We start from the raw sequence: 24,195 nt of genomic DNA, 5'->3' as shown, positions 1-24,195 counted from the left end.
CTCCTTCGCAGCCATCTCAGCGCAATACATAGACCAGCGGAAACAGCACGATCCACAGCAAATCGACCATGTGCCAGAACGCAGCGCCGGTCTCCATGGCGTGGCTGTCGTGGCTGCCGTAGGCCCCGCGTTGCAAGCGCACCGCCAGGTAGCCCAGCGCCAGCATGGCCACCACCACGTGCAGGAAGTGGAATGCGGTGAGCATCAAATACAACGTGTAGAAGGTGTTGGAAGTCAGGTCGATGCCCTGGTTCAGCTTGGCCGCGTATTCAGCCAGCTTCACCACGCCAAAGCCTGCTCCGCAAGCCATCGCAGCCAGCAACCAGCGCAGGCCGGCGGTGCGCGCATCGCTGCGCACCGCCTGCACGGCACGGGCTACACACCAGCTGCCCGTGATCAGCAGCACGGTATTGAACGCGCCCGAATGCAAATCCAGCGTGGCCTGCGCAGCGTTGAAGCCCGCCACATCGCGGCTGCGCGCAAACGCGTACGACACAAAGAAGATGCCGAAGGTCAACAGCTCGGCCAGGATGATCAACCACACCCCCAGGTCGCCGCGCAAGCGCGGCGCGGACTCTGGAGCGTGCGGCAATGGAATGGATGGCACCGGGAACTCCCCATGGATGGGTCACGCTTCTGCGCAACAGAAGGTGCGTAACCCGCTTGGTGACACGCCAGCCAGCCACGTTGAAGAAGTAACAGAGGCTGGATTTGGCGTTCGAGTGTGGGTATGATAAACAAAGATTCACGCAAAATGAATCTTATTGAGAGAAATCAACCCCGGACCTGTGAGAGATCAGTACCGTATCCCTCGTCCCACTACAGAGAGGTAACCCACCATGAGCCAAGGCTTCACCAGCCAGATGGCGCGCAACATCTTCTACGGAGGCACCACGTTCTTCGTACTACTTTTTGCGGCGCTGATCTTTCACACCGAAACCAAGATTCCCGAGCGATCCAAATCCGCGGAATTGACCCCGGCCGTCGTGCGCGGCAAGCACCTCTGGGAAACGCGTAACTGCATCGGCTGCCACACGCTGCTGGGCGAAGGCGCCTACTTCGCACCAGAGCTGGGCAATGTGTATGAGCGCCGCGGCCCCGACTTCATCAAGGGATGGATCAAGGCCATGCCGACGAATACCCCCGGTCGCCGTCAGATGCCGCAGTTCAACTTCACCGACGATCAACTGAACGATCTCGTGGAGTTCCTGCGCTGGTCGAACGGCATCAACACCGAGAAGTGGCCTCCCAACATCGAAGGGTGAGCGCCTGCGCCTCACGCGATGTCATATCCAACCCTTCAGGATCATCCTATGCAACCCGCAACCATCAAATACCAGTCGCAGGCGGTAGCCAAGCTCTACTTCATTGCCGCACTGGGCCTGTTCACCGGCCAGATCGTCTTCGGTCTGTCGCTGGGCCTGCAATACGTCATCGGTGACTTCTTGTTCCCGGCGATCCCCTTCAACATCGCCCGCATGGTTCACACCAACCTGCTGATCGTGTGGCTGCTGTTCGGCTTCATGGGCGCTGCCTATTACATGGTGCCCGAAGAGAGCGAGACCGAGCTGTACAGCCCCTTGTTCGCCAAAGTGCTGTTCTGGGTCTTCCTGGCAGCTGGCGCGGCCACCATCCTCGGCTACCTGCTAGTGCCTTACGCCAAGCTGGCCGAAATGACGGGCAACGACCTGCTGGCCACCATGGGCCGGGAGTTCCTGGAGCAACCCCTGCCGACCAAGCTCGGCATTGTGGTGGTGGCGCTGGGCTTCCTCTTCAACATCAGCATGACCGTGCTCAAGGGCCGCAAGACCGCCATCTCCATGGTGCTGCTCATGGGCCTGTGGGGTTTGGCGCTGATGTTCCTGTTCAGCTTTGTGAACCCCAGCAACCTGGTGCGCGACAAGATGTACTGGTGGTTTGTGGTGCACCTCTGGGTGGAAGGCACCTGGGAGCTGATCATGGCCTCTTTGCTGGCCTTCGTGCTGGTCAAGACCACTGGCGTGGACCGTGAAGTGATCGACAAGTGGATGTACATGATCGTGGCCTTCGCGCTGATCACCGGCATTCTGGGCACAGGCCACCACTTCTACTTCATCGGTCTGCCAGGCTACTGGCACTGGGTGGGTAGCGTGTTCTCAGCCATGGAGCCCATCCCCTTCTTCATGATGACGTTGTTCGCCTTCAACATGGTGCAACGCCGCCGCCGTGAACACCCCAACCAGGCCGCTGTGCTGTGGGCAGTGGGCACTGCAGTGATCGGCTTCCTGGGCGCTGGCGTGTGGGGCTTCATCCACACCCTCAGCACCGTCAACTACTACACCCACGGCTCGCAAGTCACCGCAGCCCACGGGCACCTGGCCTTCTACGGCGCCTATGTTCTGGTGGTGCTTGCCATCATCAGTTACGCCATGCCCATTCTGCGTGGCCGTGAAGCCAACCCCCTGCGTGCACAGCGTGTGGAAATGTGGAGCTTCTGGATCATGAGCATTGGTATGGCTGTGATGGTGCTGGCCCTGAGCGGCGCTGGCATCTTGCAAGTGTGGCTGCAACGCATGCCCACCACCGGTGCCATGCCTTTCATGGCCACGCAAGACCAGCTGGTGTTCTTTTACTGGGTGCGTGTGGCGGGTGGCGTGATGTTCCTGCTGGGCCTGCTGGCCTACCTGAGCAGCTTCTTTATCGGCCCTGCCGCAGATGAAGAAAGCCTGTCCCTTGGCGTGAGCACACGCTTGCAACGGGCCTGACCATGACGACGACCCCCACCCTCCAGCGCGAAGCCGCCACGGCAGCCCAAGCTGCAAGCAGCAGCCTGCCGTTCTATGCGGAGCAAGGCGACGAGTGCGCCCTGTTTGCACAGTGCCACGCACAGCAGCTGCCTCTGCTCATCAAGGGCCCTACAGGCTGCGGTAAAACGCGGTTCGTCGAGCACATGGCGGCGCGCCTGGGGCGGCCTTTGATCACCGTGTCATGCCACGATGATCTGAGCGCCGCCGACCTGGTGGGGCGTCACCTGATTGGCAACGGCAGCACCGTGTGGGCGGATGGCCCGCTCACACGGGCTGTGCGCGAGGGCGCCATCGTCTATCTGGACGAGGTGGTGGAGGCCCGCAAGGACACCACGGTGGTGCTGCATCCGCTGGCAGACGACCGGCGCATTCTGCCCATCGAGCGTACAGGTGAGCAGCTCAAGGCGCCGCCAGAATTCATGCTGGTCATCTCCTACAACCCAGGCTATCAAAACCTGCTCAAGGGGCTGAAGCCCAGCACACGCCAGCGCTTCACCGCGCTGACGCTGAACTACCCTGCCCCCGCCGTGGAGCGCAGCATTCTTGAAAAAGAGGGACGCGCGTCACCCGCCGTGGCGGCGCGGCTGGTGCAACTGGCCCAAGCGCTGCGCAGGCTGACGGATCACGACCTGGAAGAGACTGCCAGCACCCGCCTGCTGGTCATGGCAGCCCGGCTGGCTTCTGCCGGAATGGGCTTGCGCCAGGCCTGCCGTGCCGCTGTCGTCGATGCGTTGAGCGATGACCTGGACACCGTCCTCGCACTGGATGAGGTGGTGCGTGCGGTGGTGGGTGATGAGGACTGATACCGAGCCTCCCGGCGGCACTCCCACGGAGTGCCACACAGCGCCTGCCGGACTGCATGCGCTGTGGAGCGGGATTCCCCTTCAGCGCCGCAGAAGGTGGCTGCAAGGCTCTTTCATGGCGCTTTTCTTGTTGGCTCCTGCGCTGAACCTTTTCCGCTTTGACCTCAACGAAACACAGTTGTGGGTTCTGGGGATGCGCTGGTCTTTGGGCATTGATGCCTTCCTGCGCGGTGAAGCCACGGCAGTGCAGACGGGCTGGGCCATTCTTTGGCGCGGCTTTCTGCCCGCCCTGGGTTTGATCGCCATCTTCCTGGGCATTGCCTACCGCTATGGTCGCTTGTATTGCGGCTGGCTGTGCCCCCACTTTTCGATGGTGGAAACTCTGAACGACCTGCTGCACCGCGCAACGGGCAAGTTCAGCATCTGGGACAACTCCCCCACCCCCCACGCTACACGCCAACCCAACGCACGCTGGTGGCCTCTTTTTCTGACCGCCTGTCTCGTCTGTGGCTTTGCCTGGGCGATCACCCTGCTCACTTACCTGCTGCCACCAGCCGAAATCTGGGGCAATCTCTGGCACGGCACGCTCACCGCCAACCAGATGCGGTTTCTGGCGATAGGCACGCTGGTCTTCACGCTGGAGTTCACCCTGGCGCGGCACCTGTTTTGCCGATTTGGCTGCGCGGTGGGCCTGTTTCAAAGCCTGGCCTGGATGGCCAACCCCAAGGGCATGGTCGTCTCGTTCGCCAGAGACCGGGCCCGTGAATGCCGTACTTGCGACAGCCCCCGTGGCAGCGCCTGCGACCACGGATGCCCGATGCGCCTGCATCCGCGCAATATCAAGCGCATGATGTTTTCTTGCGTGCAGTGTGGCCAGTGCCTCACTGCCTGCGATACCACCCAAGGGCAGCAAGGACGCACGCCCACCCTGGAGTGGAAGATTGGACTGGATGCCGTGAAAGAAACGCTGCGCCAACGGCGCGATGGAGCCTCTTGATGGAAGAGTGGATTGGCCAATGGTGGCACCGCGCCATCACCCACCTGGCAGAGCCGCAGCGAACGCATGTGCAGGTGGCCCTGAAAGACATGCAGCGCAGCATATCGCTGCTCTACCGTGCAGGCGGTGGCGACGCAGCCGTGCGGGTGACACCTGTGGCGGCCAGCCGTCACGGTGGCCCACGGCATTGGCTTCAAAAAGTGGCGGGCTCAGGCCTGCGCAGTGCGATGCCGGAACTGGATGCTCAGACGCTCGCGCTGCCCCCCGTCATCAGCGTATTCGACTCTGTAGATCTGAACCGCGACCTGTACCTCTGGCTTGCTGCACTGGCCTCTGTTTTTGAACCTACGGGCGACTGGATTGCCGATAACCGTGCCGCTACCGCACGCGCACTGCAGCGGTTCGCAGGGCTACGTGAACGCCACCACCGCTTGACGGTAGCGCACTTGGCGCAGCGCCCTCTGCTCAGCAGCCTGCGCGCCAAGGATGTCCCCTGGGAAGCAGCAGTACAGGCTGCCCTGCGCGGGGAAGAACACACGGCCTTGTTCGTGACTCCGCGCGAAGTCGCGCCCGTGTGGCTGTGGCTGAACGCCTGCGAAACGGGGGAAGGAGCAGAGCCAGCCGCCACGCCCACACCATCCAACGGCACATCGGAAGAAGAGCCCGCCCCCTCCCCTCTGGATGCGCACCGCCGCCGCGCTCGCAATGTCAAGCACCAGCCATCGCGCAACGCCATGCTTCTGGCCGCCAAGACGGACTCTCTGACGAGCTGGAGTGAACTGGTACGCCTGGATCGCGGCACGGACGACTCTGCGGATGACAACGCTTCGGCCGCAGCCAACGACATGGACACCTTGTCACTGGCCCGGTCGGAACAAACCACTGCATCTCGCGTACGCTTTGACCTGGATTTGCCCAGCGCCAGCGCGGACGATCTGCCCTTGGGGCCGGGGACCAAAACCCCAGAATGGGACTGGCGCCGCAACGAACTGCGGCCCGACTACTGCGCGCTGCAGTGCGTGGTGGCCCGCACCGGAGAACCCTATCGCCCCCCAGCGCATCTGCAAGCCACGGCACGCCGCGTGCGCCGACGTCTGGAGATATTGCAAGCAGCACCACGCTGGCATAAAGCCCAGGTCAGTGGAGACGAGATCGATATCGATGCATGGGTACGCTTCCAAAGCGAAGCCTGCGGCGGCAACATCCACAGCGACACGCCTCCGGTGTACGCCCATCGTCAACGAACGGAACGGAGCTTGGCGACCCTGCTGCTGGCGGATCTTTCGCTGTCCACGGACGCTTACGCAACGTCAAACGCCCGAGTGATCGACGTCATCCGCGAAGCTCTGTACGTTTTTGGCTCAGCACTGTCAGGCACGGGCGACGCTTTTGAGATTTTGGGGTTCAGCTCCGTGCGCAGACAGCATGTGCGCATCCAGCACATCAAGGGCTTCCATGAACCTTGGAGCGACGCGATACACACCCGCATTGGCGCCTTGAAACCCGGCTTCTACACCCGCATGGGCGCAGCGGTGCGCGATGCAACCCAACGGCTATCGGCCCGCCCTGAACGCCAGCGCCTGCTGCTGGTACTGACGGACGGCAAGCCCAACGACATTGATGTGTACGAAGGACGTTACGGCCTTGAAGACACCCGCCACGCCATTCAAGAAGCACGGGCCGCAGGGCTGATTCCGTTTTGCGTCACCATTGACCACGAAGCCCACCAGTACCTGCCCATGTTGTTTGGGGCACAAGGCTATGCGCTGGTGCACCGCCCTCAGGATCTGGTCAAACACCTCACGCAGGCCTGGACCACACTCACTAGATAACCAACGGTGGCACCGTAAAACGCTTTCAATGGCGTAGCCAAGAGGGTACCTTGAAGCGCACGATGGCCAGGTACGCGGATACATAGCTGATCACGAACAGGCAGCAAAAGCCCATCAACAGCCACGTGTTGTTCCAGAACAGCACCGCAGGCACCACGGTCAACAGCGTGAACCCCCAGAGGTACGGCGAGGTTCGGTTGTTGCGCATCAACACCCGGCGGGACTCGTCATCGTGAAAAATGCCTCGGACAATGCGGCGATAGATGAGTTGATGGAAGTGCAAAGCATCAGCCACGCCGGGAGATACGCCACGCACCGCCTTGCGGTAAATGGAAAAAATCGTTTCCCATACCGGGTAAATCAGCAGCAGCATGGGGAACCACGGTGACACCTCAGCGTTGCGCTGCACTAGGGAGATGCTGGCCAACGCAATCACCACACCCCAGATATAAGCGCCGCCGTCCCCCGCAAACAGCATGCCGCGTGGATAGTTCCATACCAGAAAGCCCGCTGTAGCCGCTGCAGTGGATACCAACAGCGCCGCCAGTGCCCGGTCTCCCACTTGTAGGGCCACGTGCGCCAAAGCCAAGCAGACAATAACAGCCACCATGCCGGCCAAGCCGTTGTAGCCATCGATAATATTGAAAGCATGCGGAAGACCTGCCACTGCCAATAGAACAATCACCAAGCCCAGCCAAGGCACCCACACCAAAATTACGTCAAGCCAAGGTAATCCGAGCCGTGGCAAGGTAAGTCCAAGCCCCCACACTGCAACAGAACTAGACAGAGCAGTTAGAAAAAGGCGATACCGAACTGCCAAGCGCTGAGTCATGTCTTCGGCAATCCCCCCCAGTGCAGCGGGTAGCAATATAGCCAGCCACCAGAAAATCAATGAAGAGCCTAGCTTCAGTGAGCCTGGGTCCCCCCACTCTGCCTGCACCCAACCCAGTAACCAGCTACTGCTCAGCCCAAGCAAAACCGCTAAGCCCCCCAAGCGAGGCACGTTACCCAGGTGAAAACGCTGAGGCATCCCAGCACCATAATTCAGTGCATGGGCGCGCGCCCAGCGCACCACAGCCGCAGCTGTGATCATTGAAACAAAGAAAGCGATCAGAGATATCCAGATCATTACGGTTAGATCCTATGCCGGCCATCAGGAATAGGCTGTAACAATCGGCTGGCCTTGTAAAAAACTGGAGAGCCCCACAGTCGAAGCAGACTAGCGACATGCCACCGAAAATGTTTCAAACTTTTGCGGCTATCTCTTTGCCCCGCGTGACACACCTTGACTTCCGCACGTTGTATCGTCAGGCCCGCCAAACGCACACGCAAAGATAAGTCCACATCTTCACAGTACATGAAATAACCTTCATCAAAGCCAGCGAGCTGCTCCCATACGTTACGACGGAGCACAAGACATGCTGCATTGACCCAATCTACCTGTTCCACACGTTTTGAAGCCGTATAACGCAGAAAAAGCGCCCATGGTGTGGGTATGGCCCTCTCGCAATCCTGGAGGACACCCGCCTCATCCACTTGCATTGGATAGGCAATACCCACCTCTTGCCTCCCTGCAGCGTCAATGAGCGTATCAAGCACACGCTCGCCTGGAAAAAACCGAATGTCTGGGTTCAACACACACAGAAATGACTCGCTGGATGCTGCCAACGCCCTGTTGTGGTTCGCACCAAATCCTCGTGGCTTTTTGTTATGTACCAATTCGACCTTAAATGGCCAACCAGTCAGTCGCGGCAAGGGCTCGGGGATGTTGAGTGTCACCACGACCCTAGTGATTGAACAATCTTGAACAGCGCACTGCGAAGCGAGATCTGACAGCAGATGCGCAATCATTCGGCCATGGCCATGGCTGACTATGGAAATAACGACATCGTTCTGAGGACGCGCCGCTTCAGAGGCCCGAGAGTCACAAATCATAGTCCGGCCTTGACATCAACAACAAACTTACAGGCGCCCAAGGACGCCCCTTCACTAGGAACCTTTGTGGATAAGACCAATCGCAGAGCCAATAGGGGAAAATATATGAACTTCGGCATTGAGTCCAAGGCAAACACTGGATCACAACGCGATGAGCCACAGACAACCGTCCATTGCCGCAGCCGCGCGGTCATCTTGATGCGGGGCTATTCTCCGGCCACTCCACATGATGCACTCATCAATCCTCACGCAAGAGCACTGGCCAATCCATGAGCCAGTGATCTTGAGCAAGGCCCAACAGCACCAACACCACGCACTTGCCAAGGCAAATGACGTCTATTACGTTCACGGCACACTCTTCAATTGATGCGGATGAGGGTTCATAGGTTAGCAGAAGCTGGAAAATGTGCACGCCAAACGATGATCAGCAGACAATCAAGCCCCACTCCACTACTAAGACCATCAAAACTGCTAGCGCCACAATATCAAAATGACTAAATTAAATCACAAAAACTGGTGCTCATTCATTTTGTTTTTTGCACTAACAATCAACATTAGTGCGCACGCACAAAATCAATCTGCTGCGCAGCCCCAAAAGTCCAACATCACGCTTCCCAGCGGGGCTTCAGCAAAAAAAGTTGATGAATTTTTATCCACATTGCGCCCACCCACCAATTTCAACACACTTGAAAGCGGCAACGATATATTGCTAGAATTTCCAGACATAGCAGCACCAGGGGCAATTCGCATAAAAGTTACAAGCACCATGCCAAATACTGATGGCATTTGGCTCCTCAGCCTCAGCCAACAACCCGAGGCGGGTAACAGCTTGCTTGCGTCAGTATCCCTTACACAAAATAGCCTCCCCGAAATAACACTGCTCTTAAATCTCATAAAAACCCAATCTATTCTATTGGTAGTTCGCTCCAATGGGAAATACTACGGGCTTCAACGAGAAATAAAAATCGGCACGCCGACAGGAGTGGCAAAAAAATGAATCCCCAGCCCCCACAAAAGCAACGGTTTATTGATTTTCTTCAAGCCAGAGGACTGGTTGACGAAAAAGGAGCACAACAATTACATAGCCTCACATACCAGAAACAAGAATCGGCTGCAGCAATTGCCAGCAGGACTGGAATGGTTGCTGAGCAGGCACTTACCGATGCTCTGGCCGCATATACCGGGTGGCCACTTGTCAGGTTTGAGGAGCTTTCAGCGCTCGAGCAAGACATATCAAAAACCGCTGAGTACCTACGCATTAAAACAAGCTGGCTTGAGTCCCAAAGAATCGTTACATGGACATCAGAAAAAGATATCCACTGCTGTACATGTGACATGCCTAGCAGAAGCACCAAAGAGCTCTTTCAAAGCAAATCAAGTGAATTGAGCAAAGAACTAATCTGGAGTATTGCAAGACCCACAGATATAGAAAATATTCTCTCGGCAGTTAAGGCGCATGGCAACAAAAACCTTAATTCCAACGGAGATCTTGCTCACTTGAGAGAATTGGCAGAGGAAGGCCCAATTGTTGAGCTAGTGAACAGCCTCCTCAGTCAAGCTGTCACGCGCAGAGCATCAGATATTCACATTGAGCCAGGAGAATATTATTTTGCTGCCAGAGTCAGAGTTGATGGAGTTATGCGGGAACTTCAAAAATTTAGCGATGAAAAATTTGATGCAACCATCTGCCGAATAAAAATACTTGCTCAGTTAGACATTTCCGAAAGGCGCCTGCCACAAGATGGAAGATTGACAGCCAGAATACACGGAGAAGTTTTTGATGTCCGAGTCTCTATATTGCCCGGCACAAACGGCGAGTCAGTTGTAATGCGCCTACTAAGACAAGACCGCCCCAACTATGACTTGGGCGATCTTGGCATGCTCCCCGATCACAGCATAAAATTTCAAAAATGGATTGAAACCCCTAATGGAATTATTCTTGTGACTGGCCCAACCGGCTCAGGAAAAACAACGACACTCTACACGGCCCTAGACCTAGGAAACGATGGTTTAAAAAAGATAATAACCATCGAAGACCCCGTTGAGTACAAATTGGTAGGAATTACACAACTCCAAGTCAATTCCGAAATTGGATATACGTTTGCCTCCGCACTAAGATCCATATTGAGACACGATCCTGACGTTATCTTGATCGGCGAGATTCGCGACCAAGAAACAGCTGCAATTGCTGTGCAATCAGCACTTACAGGGCACCTTGTATTTTCCACACTTCACACGAACAGTGCAGCTGGCGCAATCACTAGATTAAGCGACATGGGAGTTGAACGCTTCCTTCTCGCATCCAGTTTGAGAGGCATCATGGCACAACGACTGGTTAGGCGCATTTGCCCTCACTGCAGTCAACCGCACGATGACATAGATATCGCACAAAAAACTCTTTTAGAGGATACGCTCAACGAGTGGAATAGTCAAAAAATCAATCAACAAAATCCACTCAGCTTACATCCACGAAAGCCAATAGGCTGCGAATCCTGTCTCCATACTGGCTATCTGGGGCGAATTGCCGTGTACGAACTCTTCGATATCGACGACACAATAAGACAAGAGATTCTTGCAAAAACAAGTGAAACAGAAATTATTCAAAAACTAAGAAAAAAAGGCATTCGCTCAATGAACCAAGATGGCTTGCTGAAAGTGTGCAGCGGAATTACAACCATGCATGAAGTGATGTCTATTGGATAAGTTGAGCAATGCCACTATTTAAGTATCAAGCTCTTAGCACCGAAGGAAAGCAAAGCCGGGGAACTTTAGAAGCTCCAACAACAGATAATGCACTACAAGTTCTCTCAAAAAAAGGCTTGACTGTTTTCTCACTCGAGGCAATTACCTCCAATTCAGCAACAGGAGCTGCAAATTCTTCAAAAACTTCTTTCACCCCAAGCGGAAGCCAAGAGCAAAATCATAAAAATATCTCTCAAGAAGAGCTTTTAATTTGTGTTCAAGAATTATCAACACTGTTAAACGCGGGCATTCCACTAGCCGACGCATTACTCAACATTGCCCAAGGACACGAGACTCGTCCAATTGGAGCCTCCCTGCATGCGACTTATAAGAACCTCCGCTCTGGCTTGAGCCTAGCGTCTTCCCTGAAAGAAAGCGGGCTCAAATTACCAGCCTACGTTCACGAACTAGTTCGTGCCGGGGAAGAAACAGGGAAATTAGGAGCTTCGATTCAATCAGCATCGCAACAAATGGAAGCAGACGCATCCTTTCGCAGAGAGACACGGAACGCCCTAACCTATCCAATGGTGCTGATCGCTAGCGGCCTTCTGGCTACGCTTGTTGTTTTCATTTTTGTAGTGCCAAAATTTGCCAATATTCTCACCAACCCGAAAGCCGATATACCTATATTCTCTCGCTGGGTTTTGCAAAGCGGATTATGGCTGGTGAACAACAAAATTTTGGCGACCGTCAGCTTTGCCTTGGCAGCTGGTGGATTTTTTTTCATCATCTCCAAGCAAAAAGTAAGAGATCAAATATGGGAGATATCAAGCAATCTTCCCATCCTGGGAAAATGGATCAGCCATGTTGAACTTGCCCGCTGGGGAAGTATGTTTGCAGTACTCCTGGAGCATCATGTCCCGTTGCTAGAAGCACTGCGGCACTCTGAAAACTCTTTATCTGGCAAAAGCTGGAGACATAAAGCCGAGCTTATTTGTAGAGATGTTAAGGCGGGGCAATCTTTAGCGGGATCCATGCAGGCACACCACTTTTTGGATGCTGTAGGCCTTAATCTCATACGCGTCGGAGAACAATCGGGCAAGCTCGCGCACACCACGGCATCACTAGCACAGATGCATAGAACTTATGCGCAGCAAAGTATGAAACAGTTCCTCATTCTCTTGGAGCCTGTCACGATTCTTCTGGTATCTGTTCTGCTTGGCGGAATTATGATTAGCGTAATGCTAGCCATCACCAGCTTAACCAATGTAATTTAATCAAACACTGATATGTCACACCCTACACGCACTCCTACCACATCTAAAAATCTCGGATTTACCCTACTGGAGATGCTGGTAGTCATGGTAATTATTGGCCTTCTTGCCGGGTTGGTAGGCCCAAGAATTTTTGGAAAAGTCGACTCCAGCAAAGTACAGACGGCTCAAGTTCAAATCAAAATGATTGAGAGCGCACTTCAAATCATGCGCCTCGACATTGGAACATTACCAGAAGGCGAAACCGCTCTTCAGTGGCTCACAAAAGAACCCGAAGACACAAACGTCAAAGCAACCTGGAAAGGTCCCTATTTGGAAGGTCAAATTCCAGTTGACCCCTGGAATAACCCCTACAAAATAGTTACACCCGGCCCCAACGGGAAGGCCTTTGCCGTCATCTCACTCGGAGCAGATGGAAAACCAGACGGCGAGGGTTTGAATGCCGATATCATGGCAAAATAAAACGCGCAACCCTATCCTCAGAGGGTTTACTTTAATAGAAATGATGGCAGTCCTTGTACTGCTTGCACTTCTATCGGCAGTGGTTTTACCCAATTTCGAACGTTGGTTTAACAACACTGAAGAGCGGGCCAAAGCTGCAGAGTTGGCAACAATATTGCAAAAACTGTACGCACGCTCCGCTCTGATGGGTATCAACGTAGACATTGATAACAGTACGCTCAATCAAACACTTCCCGATGGAAAGCCTGCAATCGAATTGCCCACAGGATGGCGGCTAGCAGAGAACCAAGTTTTAAGGGTGAGAGCTTTTGGTTCATGTGAGCGAGGAGTTATCAAATTCGAATCATCGAAAAAAACAACAATCTCTCTTTTCATCAATTCAGAAAACTGCGAAATCTCAGTACAGGCAACCGAGCGCGCACCTTCATGAATGTTTTATCCACTTCAACCTTTTCAAAAAAAAATAAACAGAAAGGAATCAGTCTTCTTGAGGTACTAGCCGCGCTAGTCATACTTAGTATCGGAGCCTCGGTTGCATTCACCTGGCTAGACCAGAGCCTGATCGCGCTGAACAAAATTAAAACCGAAGAATCCTTCCTCATAGCACAGAACGAGGCCATGGATTATCTAAGATCAATAAATCCACAAGAGAGGCCTATTGATACTGTGGATATGAGGGGTTACAAAATTTCCTGGACTTCTTCACTCATCAAGGGCCCCTCAAGAACCATGACAGCACTCGGCAACCCCGCAAAGTACGAGGTGTCGTTGTATGAACTAGATGTTCAGTTAACTCGTGAATCAGAGAGCCAAAAATGGGGGCAATTCAAAATGCAGCTTGCAGGATATCGCCAAGTCAGTGGTGGCAGCACAAGCATCTTTGGCGCACCTGTGCAATGAAAAAGCCTCAATCCAAGCAAAAATCAAAGGGGCTCACTCTGATCGAGTTGCTAGTGACGGTAGTTATCTTAAGCTTTACTGTCGCGATTCTTTCCGGGGCTTTCAATCAGATTTCCCAAATACTCAGAATCAGCTCCGAGCAAAGCAATGGATTTCCTGCACGATGGTCTCAATCGAGGGCACTCTACGATTTAGTTGGGAACATGGTTATTGACCCGACGAGAGAAAAGGCATTCAAAGGCAGCCATGAAAGCATAGAAGCGGTGTCTTTAGCCGTGCCAGAAAACCAACCTGGAATAGCACATCCATTCAAGCTGGTCCTCAAGCCATCCAAAGATTCCGAGCAGTTCAGCGATTTATTACTTGTCCCCCCAACCCCCCTGGGAAACGAGCAAATACAGCCCCTTAGATTGGCACGTTTTGAGGGTCGAGTGGAGTTCCGCTTTGTAGATCACCTTGCAGCAGAACACACTCACTGGCCACCAGACGGCACAAACAGCCTCCGTCCTATGCCATCTGCTGTAGCCGTGAAATCGACAGACGGGCGGCGCAATTTAATGCGAATGGCTGCGTATGAAGGCCCCCTCAGTCCAGCCAACCGATCTCTTACCCAAGCATTCGGATTGGAATCACAGTGACCAAGAGCCTCCCCAAAAAAAATACATCGCATGGGTTTGCCCTTGCCGCTGTATTGTGGCTAATGGCTGGACTTTCCATAGTCGTTGCCTTGATAGCAGATACAACGCAAGCGTCTGCGGAGAGAGTGGCACAATTGAGAGAGCGTACCGATTTTTTCCAAAGCGCGCTTTCTGCGCGGGCCAATGCACAGTACTGGCTATCAGCCAGCAGGCTAAGGTCTTCTGATTTTTTTGACGGAGCTTATTCAGTCAGGGCAGATAACACTCCATACAAAATCGACACCAAAACTATAATCTCGCTACAAGACAACGGAGGACTTATCAACCTCAATCGCGTCAATAGAGATATATTAAGTAACTTTCTAACAGGGTGCGGGGTGCCTGCTGAAACAACACCTTATCTCATTGATGCCCTCTTAGATTATGTAGACACTGACAATCTACAGCGCCTCAACGGCGCAGAGCAAGATATTTACTCTGCAAAACGGCTGCCCCTTCCACGTAATAGCCCGCTTCTCTCGGAAGATGAAATATGGAATGTCTATGGCTGGAGTCAGTATCGTCGGCTACTTGAGCAAAACTCTTGTGACAAAAGCTGGACGATATATGGAGAATCGTCGATGTTCGGTAGCAATCTTAATCTGGCAACGGCGCCTGCTCCGGTACTCAAGGCAGCCGGTTTAAATGAAGAAATGGTCCGTGACATCGTCACGCAGAGAGCAGATACCGAGAACTTGGCCGCACGAGTGTCAAATGCCAACGAGCTTCTAGGAACGAGCGGACCTTTTGGTGCATCTGCACAGGTCCAAAACATACTCAAAGTGACGCACAGACACGTGCGAGGTCCATGGATATTGAGATACACATTGGCTCTCAGCGCAGACGGAGAAGATCGGCCATGGAGCGTGCTCAATCCAGTCTTCAGCGCAGAACTACAGCCGGTTGATAAAATTCAGCCCCTCTCTTGGCCACTACAGCCAGTCAACCAACAGCCAAGCGATGCTTCACGAAGTCTACCTTTTTAATCCCGACGGCCCTGATCTGCTACTTGGCAGGCAAGCGCCGCGCTGGCTCCCAGCCACGCTGCAAAGCGTGCACATGGTAGTTCCAAGGAAGCTGTGCGTTTATCACAGAATCAGCTGCAAGGGTATTCCACGCCTCAAACTGTCCAACTTTGCGAGGCTTCAAGCCCAAGCACTTAGCCCGTTCACCCAGCATGGCATTTGTGCCATCAAGCAAGGGACATGGCTTCATCTTTGGACATGGGATGCAGAGTTGGAGCGCGTTTTTCAAGAAAAGCACCCCGAAAAACAGCTTACGAACACATTTGCCCACAGTATCTACAGTGGCAACGTCTCGCACCTAGCCTGGCTCAGGCAATCTGCATCTGGTGGGGTAGAGGCGCAACTGCGCCAGGGTTCCCATTTGATCCACACTCTGTGGTTTGCAGAAGTGCCAACTCCCGAGATCTGGGAGAACTTGTTGGCAGAGTCTCCCGAGCTTGCAACTTATGGCTGGCCTCCAACGTTGGCCTCCACACCTACCACCAGCGAATACAGTCCAACGCGTTGGGCGAGCAACCTGACCCCTCCCGCGCACAAAGCCCCCGGTGTGGCCCTTGCCAAAGCCGTTCCAGTATTGCTCACAGCCTCTAGCGCCGTGTTAGCAGGCTGGGGCAGCTTTCATTATTTCCAGAAGGAATCCCAGCAGGCTGCTATACAAACAGGCATCGAGTCCCAAGATCGGATGCTGGCGGAACTCGAGCCTTTGCGCCTGGCCAAACAAAACGCAATGCAGACACTGCGTTGGATTGATGCTGCGCAACAGCTCTCACCTCCTCTGACCACTCACGGCATCTTGGCAGAGTTGGCGGAAATACTTGCCCCCCAAGGTCTGGTAGTGAGGGAGTTGGAACTGTCCCCCGCCACTTTACAAATGACTGTGGTATCCACTACCGGTAACGCACCCCGCCTCACGTACATCATCTCCAGCATCGAATCGCACCCATGGTTTTATGATGTGCGTTTTGTGGATGTCGTCGGCGGTAACGGGTTCAAATTCGCGCTGCGCCTGGATGCCAAGGCGTCGCTGTTAACAGACAAGACAGAAAGAGATGCGCAATGACAGCCTCTATGCGTAATCTTTTGTGGATCGCCGCGCTCATTGGTTTTTGGTCAGTTGCACTAGACTGGAGAGACGCATCTGAGAAGCTTCGGCCCGAAAGGGAGCGACTGGAGCAGCTGAAATCTCGCGAACAAAGTGCCATGACATCTGTGAACTGGCAGCGGGTTGCGGAGGAGGCTCTTATTGCGCAGATCACCTGGCTGGACAGGTTACCGGAAGTTACCCGGCCAGGTGTATTTCGCGCAGAGGCCATGGAAAGCCTTGCTGACTTGTGTCAGCAAGTTGAAGCGCCATGTCAAGTCGCGGCGATGGGGGAAACCGCTACCGCGACCAGTGGCAACACAAGCCCGGCACAGCCCACACCAGCGATTCGCGGCGGGGGTGGGTTGAGCACACCGCAGGATGCAAAAGATGTACCCGGCTTGGTCACGACCAGCGTAAAAATTTCCACCAACTTAGGTCCCCGGCTCATGCCACTACTTACTGCGCTGGAAGAAGGCTCAGCTCTCCGAAGAGTTGATCGCCTTACCGTTCGCAGTGGTCGCGCCGAGATACTCGTCAAGGTTTACGGAATCGATGCGGGAGTCTCACAGGCTCTGCGGCAAGCAGCCCAGCGCAGAGTTTCAGACACACCAGCAGCACGATAGAGCATGATGAAACTCACAGGAAATTCTGTCATCGCTGCGGCCTTGGTAGGGATAGCCATCGTCTTAGGATATTGGCTAGGGTCTGCTGCACCTTCGGTTTCAGCAGATGCAGTTGTGGCAAAACAGGGCTCTGACGGTACTGAAAATAAGGGGCCCCAAATACCCTTGCCACGCGCCATCCGAAGCATGAGCCCACCGCTATCGCAGCAAGATGTCGCGGCTGCCGCTGCCAGGGGAGCATCACAGCAGCAGGGCTCCAGCTCCCCAGAGGTCGTACCCGGTGGTCCTCCCCCTGCCAGTGCGATCGAGCGGTTGTGGGAGACGAACGCCAACCAAGGGTGGAAAGTCAGAGCTACGCCGCTGACACGGCCGAATTGGTACATCACCGGCGTTGTCCAAAGAGGCGACAAAACGCAGGTTATCGTTCAATTCGATGGAGAAAAACAACCCAGATTCCTTAAAATTGGCGATACCTTGCCTGGAGGGGGGAAGCTTGCCTGGGTACGAGACAATGCCATTGGTGTTGTCACACCTGACAAAAAAATCGTAGGGGTGTCCGTGCGGCAAGATTAACAAAAGCCGTCACACAGAGAGACCAAAGCGGTGTGAAACCGCGTTCTTCCCACACGCCAGCGGCATCGCCCGCTGAACAGCATGGGCTGCATTGGCGGCTCGTACAGCCGATTTTAGTGTTCACCAAGATGATTCAAAACCCCTCCCTCCACGTCGTAGCTCTGGCCTGCCTTACCTTGGTAGGTTGTGGCACTAAGCCACCATCGGTACCTGCACCCATTGTGTTTGACCGTAGCAGCGAAAACCGTACGTCTGGAGTACTTGGAGCACAAGCACCCAGCGTACCAAAGCAGACACAAATCACAACGGGACCACAAATACCAGCCCCGATTGCAGGCAACCTGCGACCCGCCCCCCCAAAAACCAAAGCCAGTGAAGAGGGGGGCGATCTCACTGTGTCTATTGAGCAGATGAGCATCCCTGCCTTCATTCAGGCCATTTACGGGGGCATCCTGCAAGTGAATTACTCCATGGATGCGACGGTAGCCAGCCGCACAGACCTGATCACATTCCGCACACCCAAGCCAATGACAGCCGCTCGGCTGACAGACGTATCCGCCGAACTGCTCAAAAGTTACGGAATAGCGGTCCAGGACTTCGGCGGTGTGCTGCGCATCGTGCCATCGACATCCACGGCCAGCACGTTGCCTCTGGTACGGCGCGGACGCGCGCAATCCAGCGTCCCCCTGCCACTGCGCCCTGTTTTCCACTACGTTGAAACAGAAGCAGTCAAGCCGCAGGTGTTTTTGCCTACCCTGAAGAACGTCCTGGGCGACAAGGTCAAGCTGGATGCAGACAACAACGGTGGCCTCCTGGTGAGCGGCCAACCCGATGACGTACAGGTTGCCCTGGAATTGATCCAGGTGTTTGACCAGCCAGGGCTTCGTGGGCAAAACAGCGCCCGCGTGGTGCCACGTTTTTGGGGTGCTGACGAGTTTGTGCGACGCCTTGCTGAAGTGCTGAAGGCGGAAGGCTATAACGTATCAACGCAAGCGGGCGCGGGAGGAGACCCCATCACACTGATCTCGCTCCCTCCTATCAACAGCGTTTTGGTGTTCTCCACCTCTCAACAGGTGATGAACCATGCCCTGGAATGGGTCAAAGAGCTCGATCAAATCAACGCAGTGCAGGCTGGCAGCGCATTTTTCACGTACCCCGTGCGCAATGCTGACGCGCAGGAATTGGCTAAAGCGCTTAATGACTTGATCGGCGGTGGTGGTGCAAGCACCGCCGCTTCTGCCACAACCACAGGCACGGCATCTGCAGCGCCAGCAGTTGCTAGCACGGCAGGCAGACAACGAAGAGTTGTGGTGAACAACGCCACCAACTCCTTGATTTTCCAAGGCGGCAGTCAAGAAGATTACCGGCAATGGTTATCGTTGCTTTCCGAGCTGGACCGCCCCGTCAAATCTGCGCTGATTGACGTACTGGTGGCCGAAGTCGCACTTGGGGACGACAACAGCCTGGGCTTTACCTGGCAGCTTGAGCAACTAGGCTCAGGGGCCAGGGCTGTCAGGCTGTCAGGCACTACGTACAACGCAACAGCCAGCTCCACAGGGTTGAACATTACCGCTGCACTGGGTGGTAACCCATTGAGGCAGCTCGCAATCTCCGCCCTTGCCAGCAACAGCGACTCCAGGGTGATATCCAACCCCAAGATCATGACCCGCAATGGTGAGGCGGCCAGCATCAACGTCGGTCAAGAGGTGCCTACCGTTACCAGCCAAGGCGTAACCACCAACAACAACACCAACAATAACAACACCACAAACGTGGTGCCCCAAACCATTCAGTACCGCAACACCGGTGTTTTATTGCGCGTGCGTCCCGTTATTCACGCAGGCGATCGCATCGACCTTGAAGTCAGCCAAGAAGTCAGCAGCGCAGAGCCAACAACTACAGGCGTAACGACCTCGCCCACCATTCGCAAGCGCTCCGTCGAAACCAAACTGAGCCTGCGCGATGGTGCCACCGTCATGCTGGGCGGGCTGATTTCAGAGACTGCCACAGACAGCGATAGCGGTGTACCTGGCCTCAAAGACATTCCGGGGGTTGGTAATCTCTTCAAGCGTTCGACCCAAACACGCAGCAGAACCGAATTGGTCATTCTCATTACGCCATATATTCTCAATGACGCCGCTGAGGCAGAAAATGCAACCGATGCGTATCAGGCCACTCTGGGCGCTTGGGCGCAAAGCGTTCGTGAACGAGTCAAGGCCAGCCGAGAAGCGCACAAGCTCAATACATCTCTTCAGCCTGCGCAGGGCAGTTCAGCGCCAGCCCCTGGCTCCATGACTGGTGACAACACCGCGCCGAAGACGACACCGCCAACTGCCCCCCCCTTGGATGGAACACCAGGCGCCACAGAGATGCAACTGAAACAGCCCGAACAGCCGAGCCCAATGAACAGCACAACCAGTGTTACGCCCAGCGCGGCGGCTCAACCGGCACCAGCATCAACACGTGAGCGCATGATCAATCTGAGTGATCGAAATGCTACCGTGCTCAGCCCGGTTGACAGTGGAGCACCAGCAGCCAATGGCAGTGGCTCACCCACTCATGGATCAGCTACCCAGCAGAGCAGTGGCGCGCCAGCCACTCCCACAGGCAAAGCAGCGCCTTCGACGATCAATGGAGTCAACGTTCCTGCGGGCGCCACCTTGGTAGAAGATCCGGATTTGCTTCGCGAAATTCTCGACGCCACAAAAAAGCGTTGACAGGCGCAGCGCCCAGGTAACGCTTGTGCTGAGATATTGGGCCGCACTTGATGGCTTGCGCGGGTTGGCCGTGCTGGCGGTAATGCTGTTTCACGCTCACGTCCCCTTTTCAAGGGGAGGTTTCTTAGGGGTGGACGTCTTTTTTGTACTAAGCGGGTTCCTCATAACGAGCCAGTTGCTGCGAGAGATAGAACAGCATGGCAAAGTTAGTTGGCCCAGCTTTTTCAAAAGACGACTGGTGCGATTGCAGCCCGCATTAATGCTACTTCTTCTTGCATATGCAATTGCTTGGGCGTCAGGTCTCATACCCACTTCTGGAGTTACCACAGCCCGGGATATTGTTACGGTGCTATTGGCTTGGGCACATTGGGCTCGAGCGTTTGACTGGCACCCCCCAGACTACTTAGGGCATACGTGGTCCTTGGGTATTGAAGAGCAGTTTTATTTGTTATGGGCTGCACTATTTGCAGCAGCAGGCGTCAAACTTACCAGGCCATGGAGGCTCGCCCTGCTGTCAATGATTGGTGCACTTGTCAGCACGGGTTGGATGCATTGGCTACAGGCTAATGACGCTTCACCTGCTCGACTTTATAACGGCTTGGATACAAGAGCCATGGGGCTTTTGTGGGGGTGCGCGCTAGCAGCCTTTCTGCATGCCCTGCGCCCAGGGTTGCTGAAGCCCATAGGTCACAATCCGGTAAACACTGAGACAAGACGCGTGGGATCGCGCTACATACGCTTGATAGCAAACAACGCAGCATGGATATGCTTGGGTCTGCTGGTAGTAGCCATAGTGGTCGCTGATTGGCGCGCCCCTTTCATGTTTAAGTGGGGCTATTCAAGCATTGCAATCCTGACCTGCATTTTATTGGCGGCGCTTGTTGTTACACCTGATAGTACTTGCAGTCATTTCCTTGGCTTCGCGCCATTGGCAAGCCTTGGGAAAATTTCGTACGGCTTGTATCTGTGGCATTACCCTATGCTGCGTATTTTTGAAACGCAGGCCCCAGTGCTTGGCCTAGAACAACCTACAGCTCTGACCATAGCCCTGTTTTTATCTGTACTGGCGGCATTTGCAAGCTATTTTTGGCTTGAGTTACCCTTAAAACGGAAGCTGCTCGGCAAGAAGGCCAACCCTTCGGTGCCCATGCCGCAGCAGCCTTAAAGTGAAGCCTCAGAGAGACGAAAATCTTTCAAAGCAAAAATCTTGGCATGGCGGGTCTAACTCATGGCTCCCATTTGGTTCACAGTCGTAGGGGAAACAAACGGGCTGTGGAACTCTCTATCACCCCGAGCAGCTTGGTGATCTTGATCACACAGGGTTTGTGTCTGGAAGGCATCAGCAATCGCAAGCCCTGAGTTGCTTGAGGGCATGGAGACTGATCGCCCCATTACAGAGCAGGCACTCGTTCATACCCACGAGCGGGACATCAGACCAATGATCTCGCGTGTGACACGCCAGTAGATCATCCGGGGACAGCAGAAGGGCGCGGCCTCAGATGACGCCATCACGCATAAACAGCCGCAGCAGCGAGCACAAAACGCAGGGCCTTGAGGGGCCTGCTGGCCGCCTCTTTGCCAGCAGCAATCACCGCACGAGTCCACAGCAATGGTGGCCGGGTTGTTCTTGTGTGAATAGCAATAGACTCCCCAAGGGGAGCTTGTCAGGGCACTAGCGCCCCTTGCGAAAGGGCTCTCGATTTTTTCAATGGCAGAAGCGTTTCAAGCCTCTGCCATCGCACGTAAAGCGAGACTGCGCTACCGACCGCCAGAAAGTGAGCAAAACACAACCCTGCTTTTCAGTGTGTCCGTTTTTGATCTGCAAAAACAAAAAAGGGAGCCGAAGCTCCCTTTCAAATAAGCTGATGAGGCTTATTACTTGCTCAGACCATTGATAGCGTCTTGAGAAATTGGCTGTGCATCGTTTTGACTTGCGGGCACTGCATCACGTGTGTTCTCGAAGTCCACGCCTTGGGCGTTGGAGGTATCGATCACAGTGCCGCCAACCACCATGTAACTCTGCACGCGCAGTGTAGAACCGGTGTTAGACACAATACGCAGACGGTCGCTGATGCCAGCCTTCGTGCCGCCAATCACAGCATTTCCACCTCGAGCGGCGTAACCCACGGCAGCAGCGCCGAATGGGTTAGTAGCGGCTGCTGCGTTGATCAGCTTAGCTTCCACGTCCTTGTTGGACATGTTCATCACTTCACGTGGCTTCAGGCTGCCCAGCTGACCCCATGCGCCGTAGGTGCCGTCAGCATAGATCATCTGGCCGTACACGTCCGCTGTTGTGGTTTCGCTGTTGTTGATCACACGAATCGTGGTAGCAGGGCCGGTAGCACCGAAGGTGGCGTACGAAGCGTAGTTACGCACGTCGATCTTGATACCGCCACCGATACCGGAGAAGGTGCCAGCGCAAGAGTTATTCTGCTCAGCAAAACCTTCGCCAGGCGCTGCCTTTGTGATGGTTGCGTTACCAACAACGCTAGAAGTTTGCGGAATGGCGTTAGCGCCATCAAATTCAGCGAACAAGTAAGCACCATTGGCAAGCAAAACAGCGCCAGCTTCGGTCTCAGCATTCACAGTAGCTTGCGTACGCGCTGCGTTGAGGGTGACAGTAACGTCAGTAGCAGAGAACACACTACCTGCACCGTCCGTAGCGAAGATCTTGCTGTTAGCAGGCCATGCTACGGGCAAATCCAACGTCACGGCAAACTTAGCGAACTCAATTTCACCGATGTTCTTAGCAGCCGTGGTCCGCTTCTTGAAATCATCAATGTTGAATGCTGTAGTGGCTGGAGTATTGGCTTCGCTGTAAACATTAGCGTAGTTAGTATCCAAACCTGAAGCGCGACGAGTCAGCTTCATGAAGCCCATGTAGTACTGCGATGCATTGGCACCCAGTGTGAGACCCGGAGCAGTAATAGCAGTGGTGGTGCCGTTCAGGAACTGGCCTGTCCAATTCTGACCCAGCAACTTCTTGTTCATGCTGGCTGCATCAGTTTGAGCGACCTTAGAAGAAGGCACAAAGTCGAACTTCAAATTCTGCGTGAAGTTCAACAGACGAGCGTCGTTGGTGGAACCAGCACGCTGGTGTTCGGAGTCAGGCGAGGGTTCTGTCAACACATTCACGCCACCGGTGTGGTTGGTGAAGTGCTTGAAGTTGATGTTCAAGCTTGCATCTGGAGCCACGCAAGCGGTAGCACCCGCCACGTCGAACAGGTTGGTCACGCCAACGTTGTTAGTACCCAACGTGCCGTCAGTGTTGACGGAGAAAATGGGCGTCTTCAGCAGGTTGGCAGCAGCGCCAGCGCCGGCAGGGATAGTGACGTTGAAGACCAATGTCTTTGCGTCACCAGTCAGAAACGCGCTGACAACTGAACCAGTTGGCAGTGCCGTTTGGTTGGCGTTGGTGCCGTCACTGTAAGCGACCTTCAGCAAAGTCGTAGCAGACACGTCCACTGCTGTGTTCACAGCGGTGAAGCGTTGTCCCGCGCCGACAGCCCAAGTACCCTTGGCCAAGGTGTATTGCAATTGCAGGCGCTGTTCGTTGGTACGGGCGTCGATGTCGCCAGCGAACGAGTAGCTCTTGGAAGGAGCGCGCACCACTTGTGCGTTGGAGTAGATAACTTCAGTAGCCAGGGTAGCGGACGAAGAATCGATCTGACCTGCGTTGGCCGAGCCGGCTGCAACGGCCAGGACGCTGGCGATTGCAAAAGCGACTTTGGTAAGTTTCATGAAAAAACCTCGTTAAAAAGTAAGAACTATATATGGACGCCCCGAATAAGCCAAGCCCTCACTCACTGCTGCCAAGAAGGTAAA

At 54.6% G+C, this 24,195-nt stretch carries 22 protein-coding genes; 18 read left to right on the top strand and 4 right to left on the bottom strand.

Features of this window, described 5'->3' with window-relative positions:
* Nucleotides 1–16: 16 nt before the first annotated feature.
* The gene (locus tag AADJ04_RS00110; RefSeq protein WP_341238339.1) at nt 17–607 is read right to left on the bottom strand and encodes a cytochrome c oxidase subunit 3 family protein; all 591 of its coding nucleotides are present in this window, start codon (nt 605–607) and stop codon (nt 17–19) included.
* Nucleotides 608–839: 232 nt separating this feature from the next.
* Here AADJ04_RS00110 and AADJ04_RS00105 point away from each other — a divergent pair, with 232 nt between their 5' ends.
* From AADJ04_RS00105 to AADJ04_RS00085, 5 genes are all read left to right on the top strand, one after another.
* Nucleotides 840–1,265 carry a cytochrome c gene (locus AADJ04_RS00105; protein ID WP_044395751.1) on the top strand — a complete coding sequence of 142 codons (426 nt, stop codon included), beginning with the start codon at nt 840–842 and terminating at the stop codon, nt 1,263–1,265.
* A 48-nt stretch (nt 1,266–1,313) separates the two neighbouring features.
* Nucleotides 1,314–2,744, top strand: a complete 1,431-nt coding sequence (locus AADJ04_RS00100; RefSeq protein ID WP_052520957.1) for a cbb3-type cytochrome c oxidase subunit I — start codon at nt 1,314–1,316, stop codon at nt 2,742–2,744.
* Between the two features lie 2 nt (nt 2,745–2,746).
* Nucleotides 2,747–3,589, top strand: coding sequence for a CbbQ/NirQ/NorQ/GpvN family protein (locus tag AADJ04_RS00095; RefSeq protein ID WP_066783103.1), 843 nt, complete (start codon nt 2,747–2,749; stop codon nt 3,587–3,589).
* 115 nt (nt 3,590–3,704) lie between these two features.
* Nucleotides 3,705–4,586, top strand: a complete 882-nt coding sequence (locus AADJ04_RS00090) for a 4Fe-4S binding protein (protein WP_341238338.1) — start codon at nt 3,705–3,707, stop codon at nt 4,584–4,586.
* On the top strand, nt 4,586–6,418 hold the full coding sequence (locus tag AADJ04_RS00085; RefSeq protein WP_341238337.1) for a VWA domain-containing protein: 1,833 nt from the start codon (nt 4,586–4,588) through the stop codon (nt 6,416–6,418). The genes AADJ04_RS00090 and AADJ04_RS00085 overlap by 1 nt, the downstream gene beginning before the upstream one ends.
* 25 nt (nt 6,419–6,443) lie before the next feature.
* Here the strand turns inward: AADJ04_RS00085 and AADJ04_RS00080 are convergent, their stop codons facing one another.
* Nucleotides 6,444–7,547 (bottom strand): glycosyltransferase, encoded by a 1,104-nt coding sequence (locus AADJ04_RS00080; protein WP_341238336.1) that lies wholly within the window; start codon nt 7,545–7,547, stop codon nt 6,444–6,446.
* 5 nt (nt 7,548–7,552) lie between these two features.
* Nucleotides 7,553–8,197, bottom strand: coding sequence for a glycosyltransferase (locus tag AADJ04_RS00075; RefSeq protein ID WP_341238335.1), 645 nt, complete (start codon nt 8,195–8,197; stop codon nt 7,553–7,555).
* Nucleotides 8,198–8,843: 646 nt separating this feature from the next.
* Between AADJ04_RS00075 and AADJ04_RS00070 the strand changes: the two genes are divergently transcribed.
* The 13 genes from AADJ04_RS00070 (at nt 8,844) to AADJ04_RS00010 (ending at nt 21,535) form a co-directional block, all read left to right on the top strand.
* Nucleotides 8,844–9,350 carry a hypothetical protein gene (locus AADJ04_RS00070; RefSeq protein WP_341238334.1) on the top strand — a complete coding sequence of 169 codons (507 nt, stop codon included), beginning with the start codon at nt 8,844–8,846 and terminating at the stop codon, nt 9,348–9,350.
* The gene (locus tag AADJ04_RS00065; protein ID WP_341238333.1) at nt 9,347–11,056 is read left to right on the top strand and encodes a GspE/PulE family protein; all 1,710 of its coding nucleotides are present in this window, start codon (nt 9,347–9,349) and stop codon (nt 11,054–11,056) included. The genes AADJ04_RS00070 and AADJ04_RS00065 overlap by 4 nt, the downstream gene beginning before the upstream one ends.
* 8 nt (nt 11,057–11,064) lie before the next feature.
* Nucleotides 11,065–12,312 carry a type II secretion system F family protein gene (locus tag AADJ04_RS00060; protein ID WP_341238332.1) on the top strand — a complete coding sequence of 416 codons (1,248 nt, stop codon included), beginning with the start codon at nt 11,065–11,067 and terminating at the stop codon, nt 12,310–12,312.
* Nucleotides 12,313–12,324: 12 nt separating this feature from the next.
* Nucleotides 12,325–12,771 carry a type II secretion system major pseudopilin GspG gene (gene gspG / locus AADJ04_RS00055; protein WP_341238331.1) on the top strand — a complete coding sequence of 149 codons (447 nt, stop codon included), beginning with the start codon at nt 12,325–12,327 and terminating at the stop codon, nt 12,769–12,771.
* Between the two features lie 43 nt (nt 12,772–12,814).
* Nucleotides 12,815–13,201, top strand: a complete 387-nt coding sequence (locus tag AADJ04_RS00050; protein WP_341238330.1) for a hypothetical protein — start codon at nt 12,815–12,817, stop codon at nt 13,199–13,201.
* Nucleotides 13,198–13,671, top strand: a complete 474-nt coding sequence (locus AADJ04_RS00045) for a type II secretion system protein (protein WP_341238329.1) — start codon at nt 13,198–13,200, stop codon at nt 13,669–13,671. Before AADJ04_RS00050 ends, AADJ04_RS00045 begins: the two co-directional genes overlap by 4 nt.
* Entirely contained in the window at nt 13,668–14,309 is a 642-nt protein-coding gene (locus tag AADJ04_RS00040; protein WP_341238328.1) for a prepilin-type N-terminal cleavage/methylation domain-containing protein, read from the top strand. The genes AADJ04_RS00045 and AADJ04_RS00040 overlap by 4 nt, the downstream gene beginning before the upstream one ends.
* Entirely contained in the window at nt 14,306–15,334 is a 1,029-nt protein-coding gene (locus tag AADJ04_RS00035) for a hypothetical protein (protein WP_341238327.1), read from the top strand. Before AADJ04_RS00040 ends, AADJ04_RS00035 begins: the two co-directional genes overlap by 4 nt.
* Nucleotides 15,309–16,433 carry a hypothetical protein gene (locus AADJ04_RS00030; RefSeq protein ID WP_341238326.1) on the top strand — a complete coding sequence of 375 codons (1,125 nt, stop codon included), beginning with the start codon at nt 15,309–15,311 and terminating at the stop codon, nt 16,431–16,433. The genes AADJ04_RS00035 and AADJ04_RS00030 overlap by 26 nt, the downstream gene beginning before the upstream one ends.
* Before the next feature lie 8 nt (nt 16,434–16,441).
* The gene (locus AADJ04_RS00025) at nt 16,442–17,080 is read left to right on the top strand and encodes a hypothetical protein (protein WP_341238325.1); all 639 of its coding nucleotides are present in this window, start codon (nt 16,442–16,444) and stop codon (nt 17,078–17,080) included.
* Between the two features lie 3 nt (nt 17,081–17,083).
* On the top strand, nt 17,084–17,653 hold the full coding sequence (locus AADJ04_RS00020; RefSeq protein ID WP_341238324.1) for a hypothetical protein: 570 nt from the start codon (nt 17,084–17,086) through the stop codon (nt 17,651–17,653).
* Nucleotides 17,654–18,063: 410 nt separating this feature from the next.
* Complete coding sequence (locus AADJ04_RS00015; RefSeq protein WP_341238323.1) at nt 18,064–20,370, top strand: secretin N-terminal domain-containing protein; 2,307 nt, start codon at nt 18,064–18,066, stop codon at nt 20,368–20,370.
* 25 nt (nt 20,371–20,395) lie between these two features.
* The gene (locus AADJ04_RS00010; RefSeq protein WP_341238322.1) at nt 20,396–21,535 is read left to right on the top strand and encodes an acyltransferase; all 1,140 of its coding nucleotides are present in this window, start codon (nt 20,396–20,398) and stop codon (nt 21,533–21,535) included.
* A gap of 710 nt (nt 21,536–22,245) precedes the next feature.
* Here the strand turns inward: AADJ04_RS00010 and AADJ04_RS00005 are convergent.
* On the bottom strand, nt 22,246–24,111 hold the full coding sequence (locus AADJ04_RS00005; RefSeq protein WP_341238321.1) for a hypothetical protein: 1,866 nt from the start codon (nt 24,109–24,111) through the stop codon (nt 22,246–22,248).
* Nucleotides 24,112–24,195: the final 84 nt, after the last annotated feature.

It is taken from the genome of uncultured Acidovorax sp. (assembly GCF_964021665.1).
Classification (GTDB): domain Bacteria; phylum Pseudomonadota; class Gammaproteobacteria; order Burkholderiales; family Burkholderiaceae_C; genus Acidovorax; species Acidovorax temperans.
This window is presented reverse-complemented; position numbering and strand designations above follow the sequence as displayed.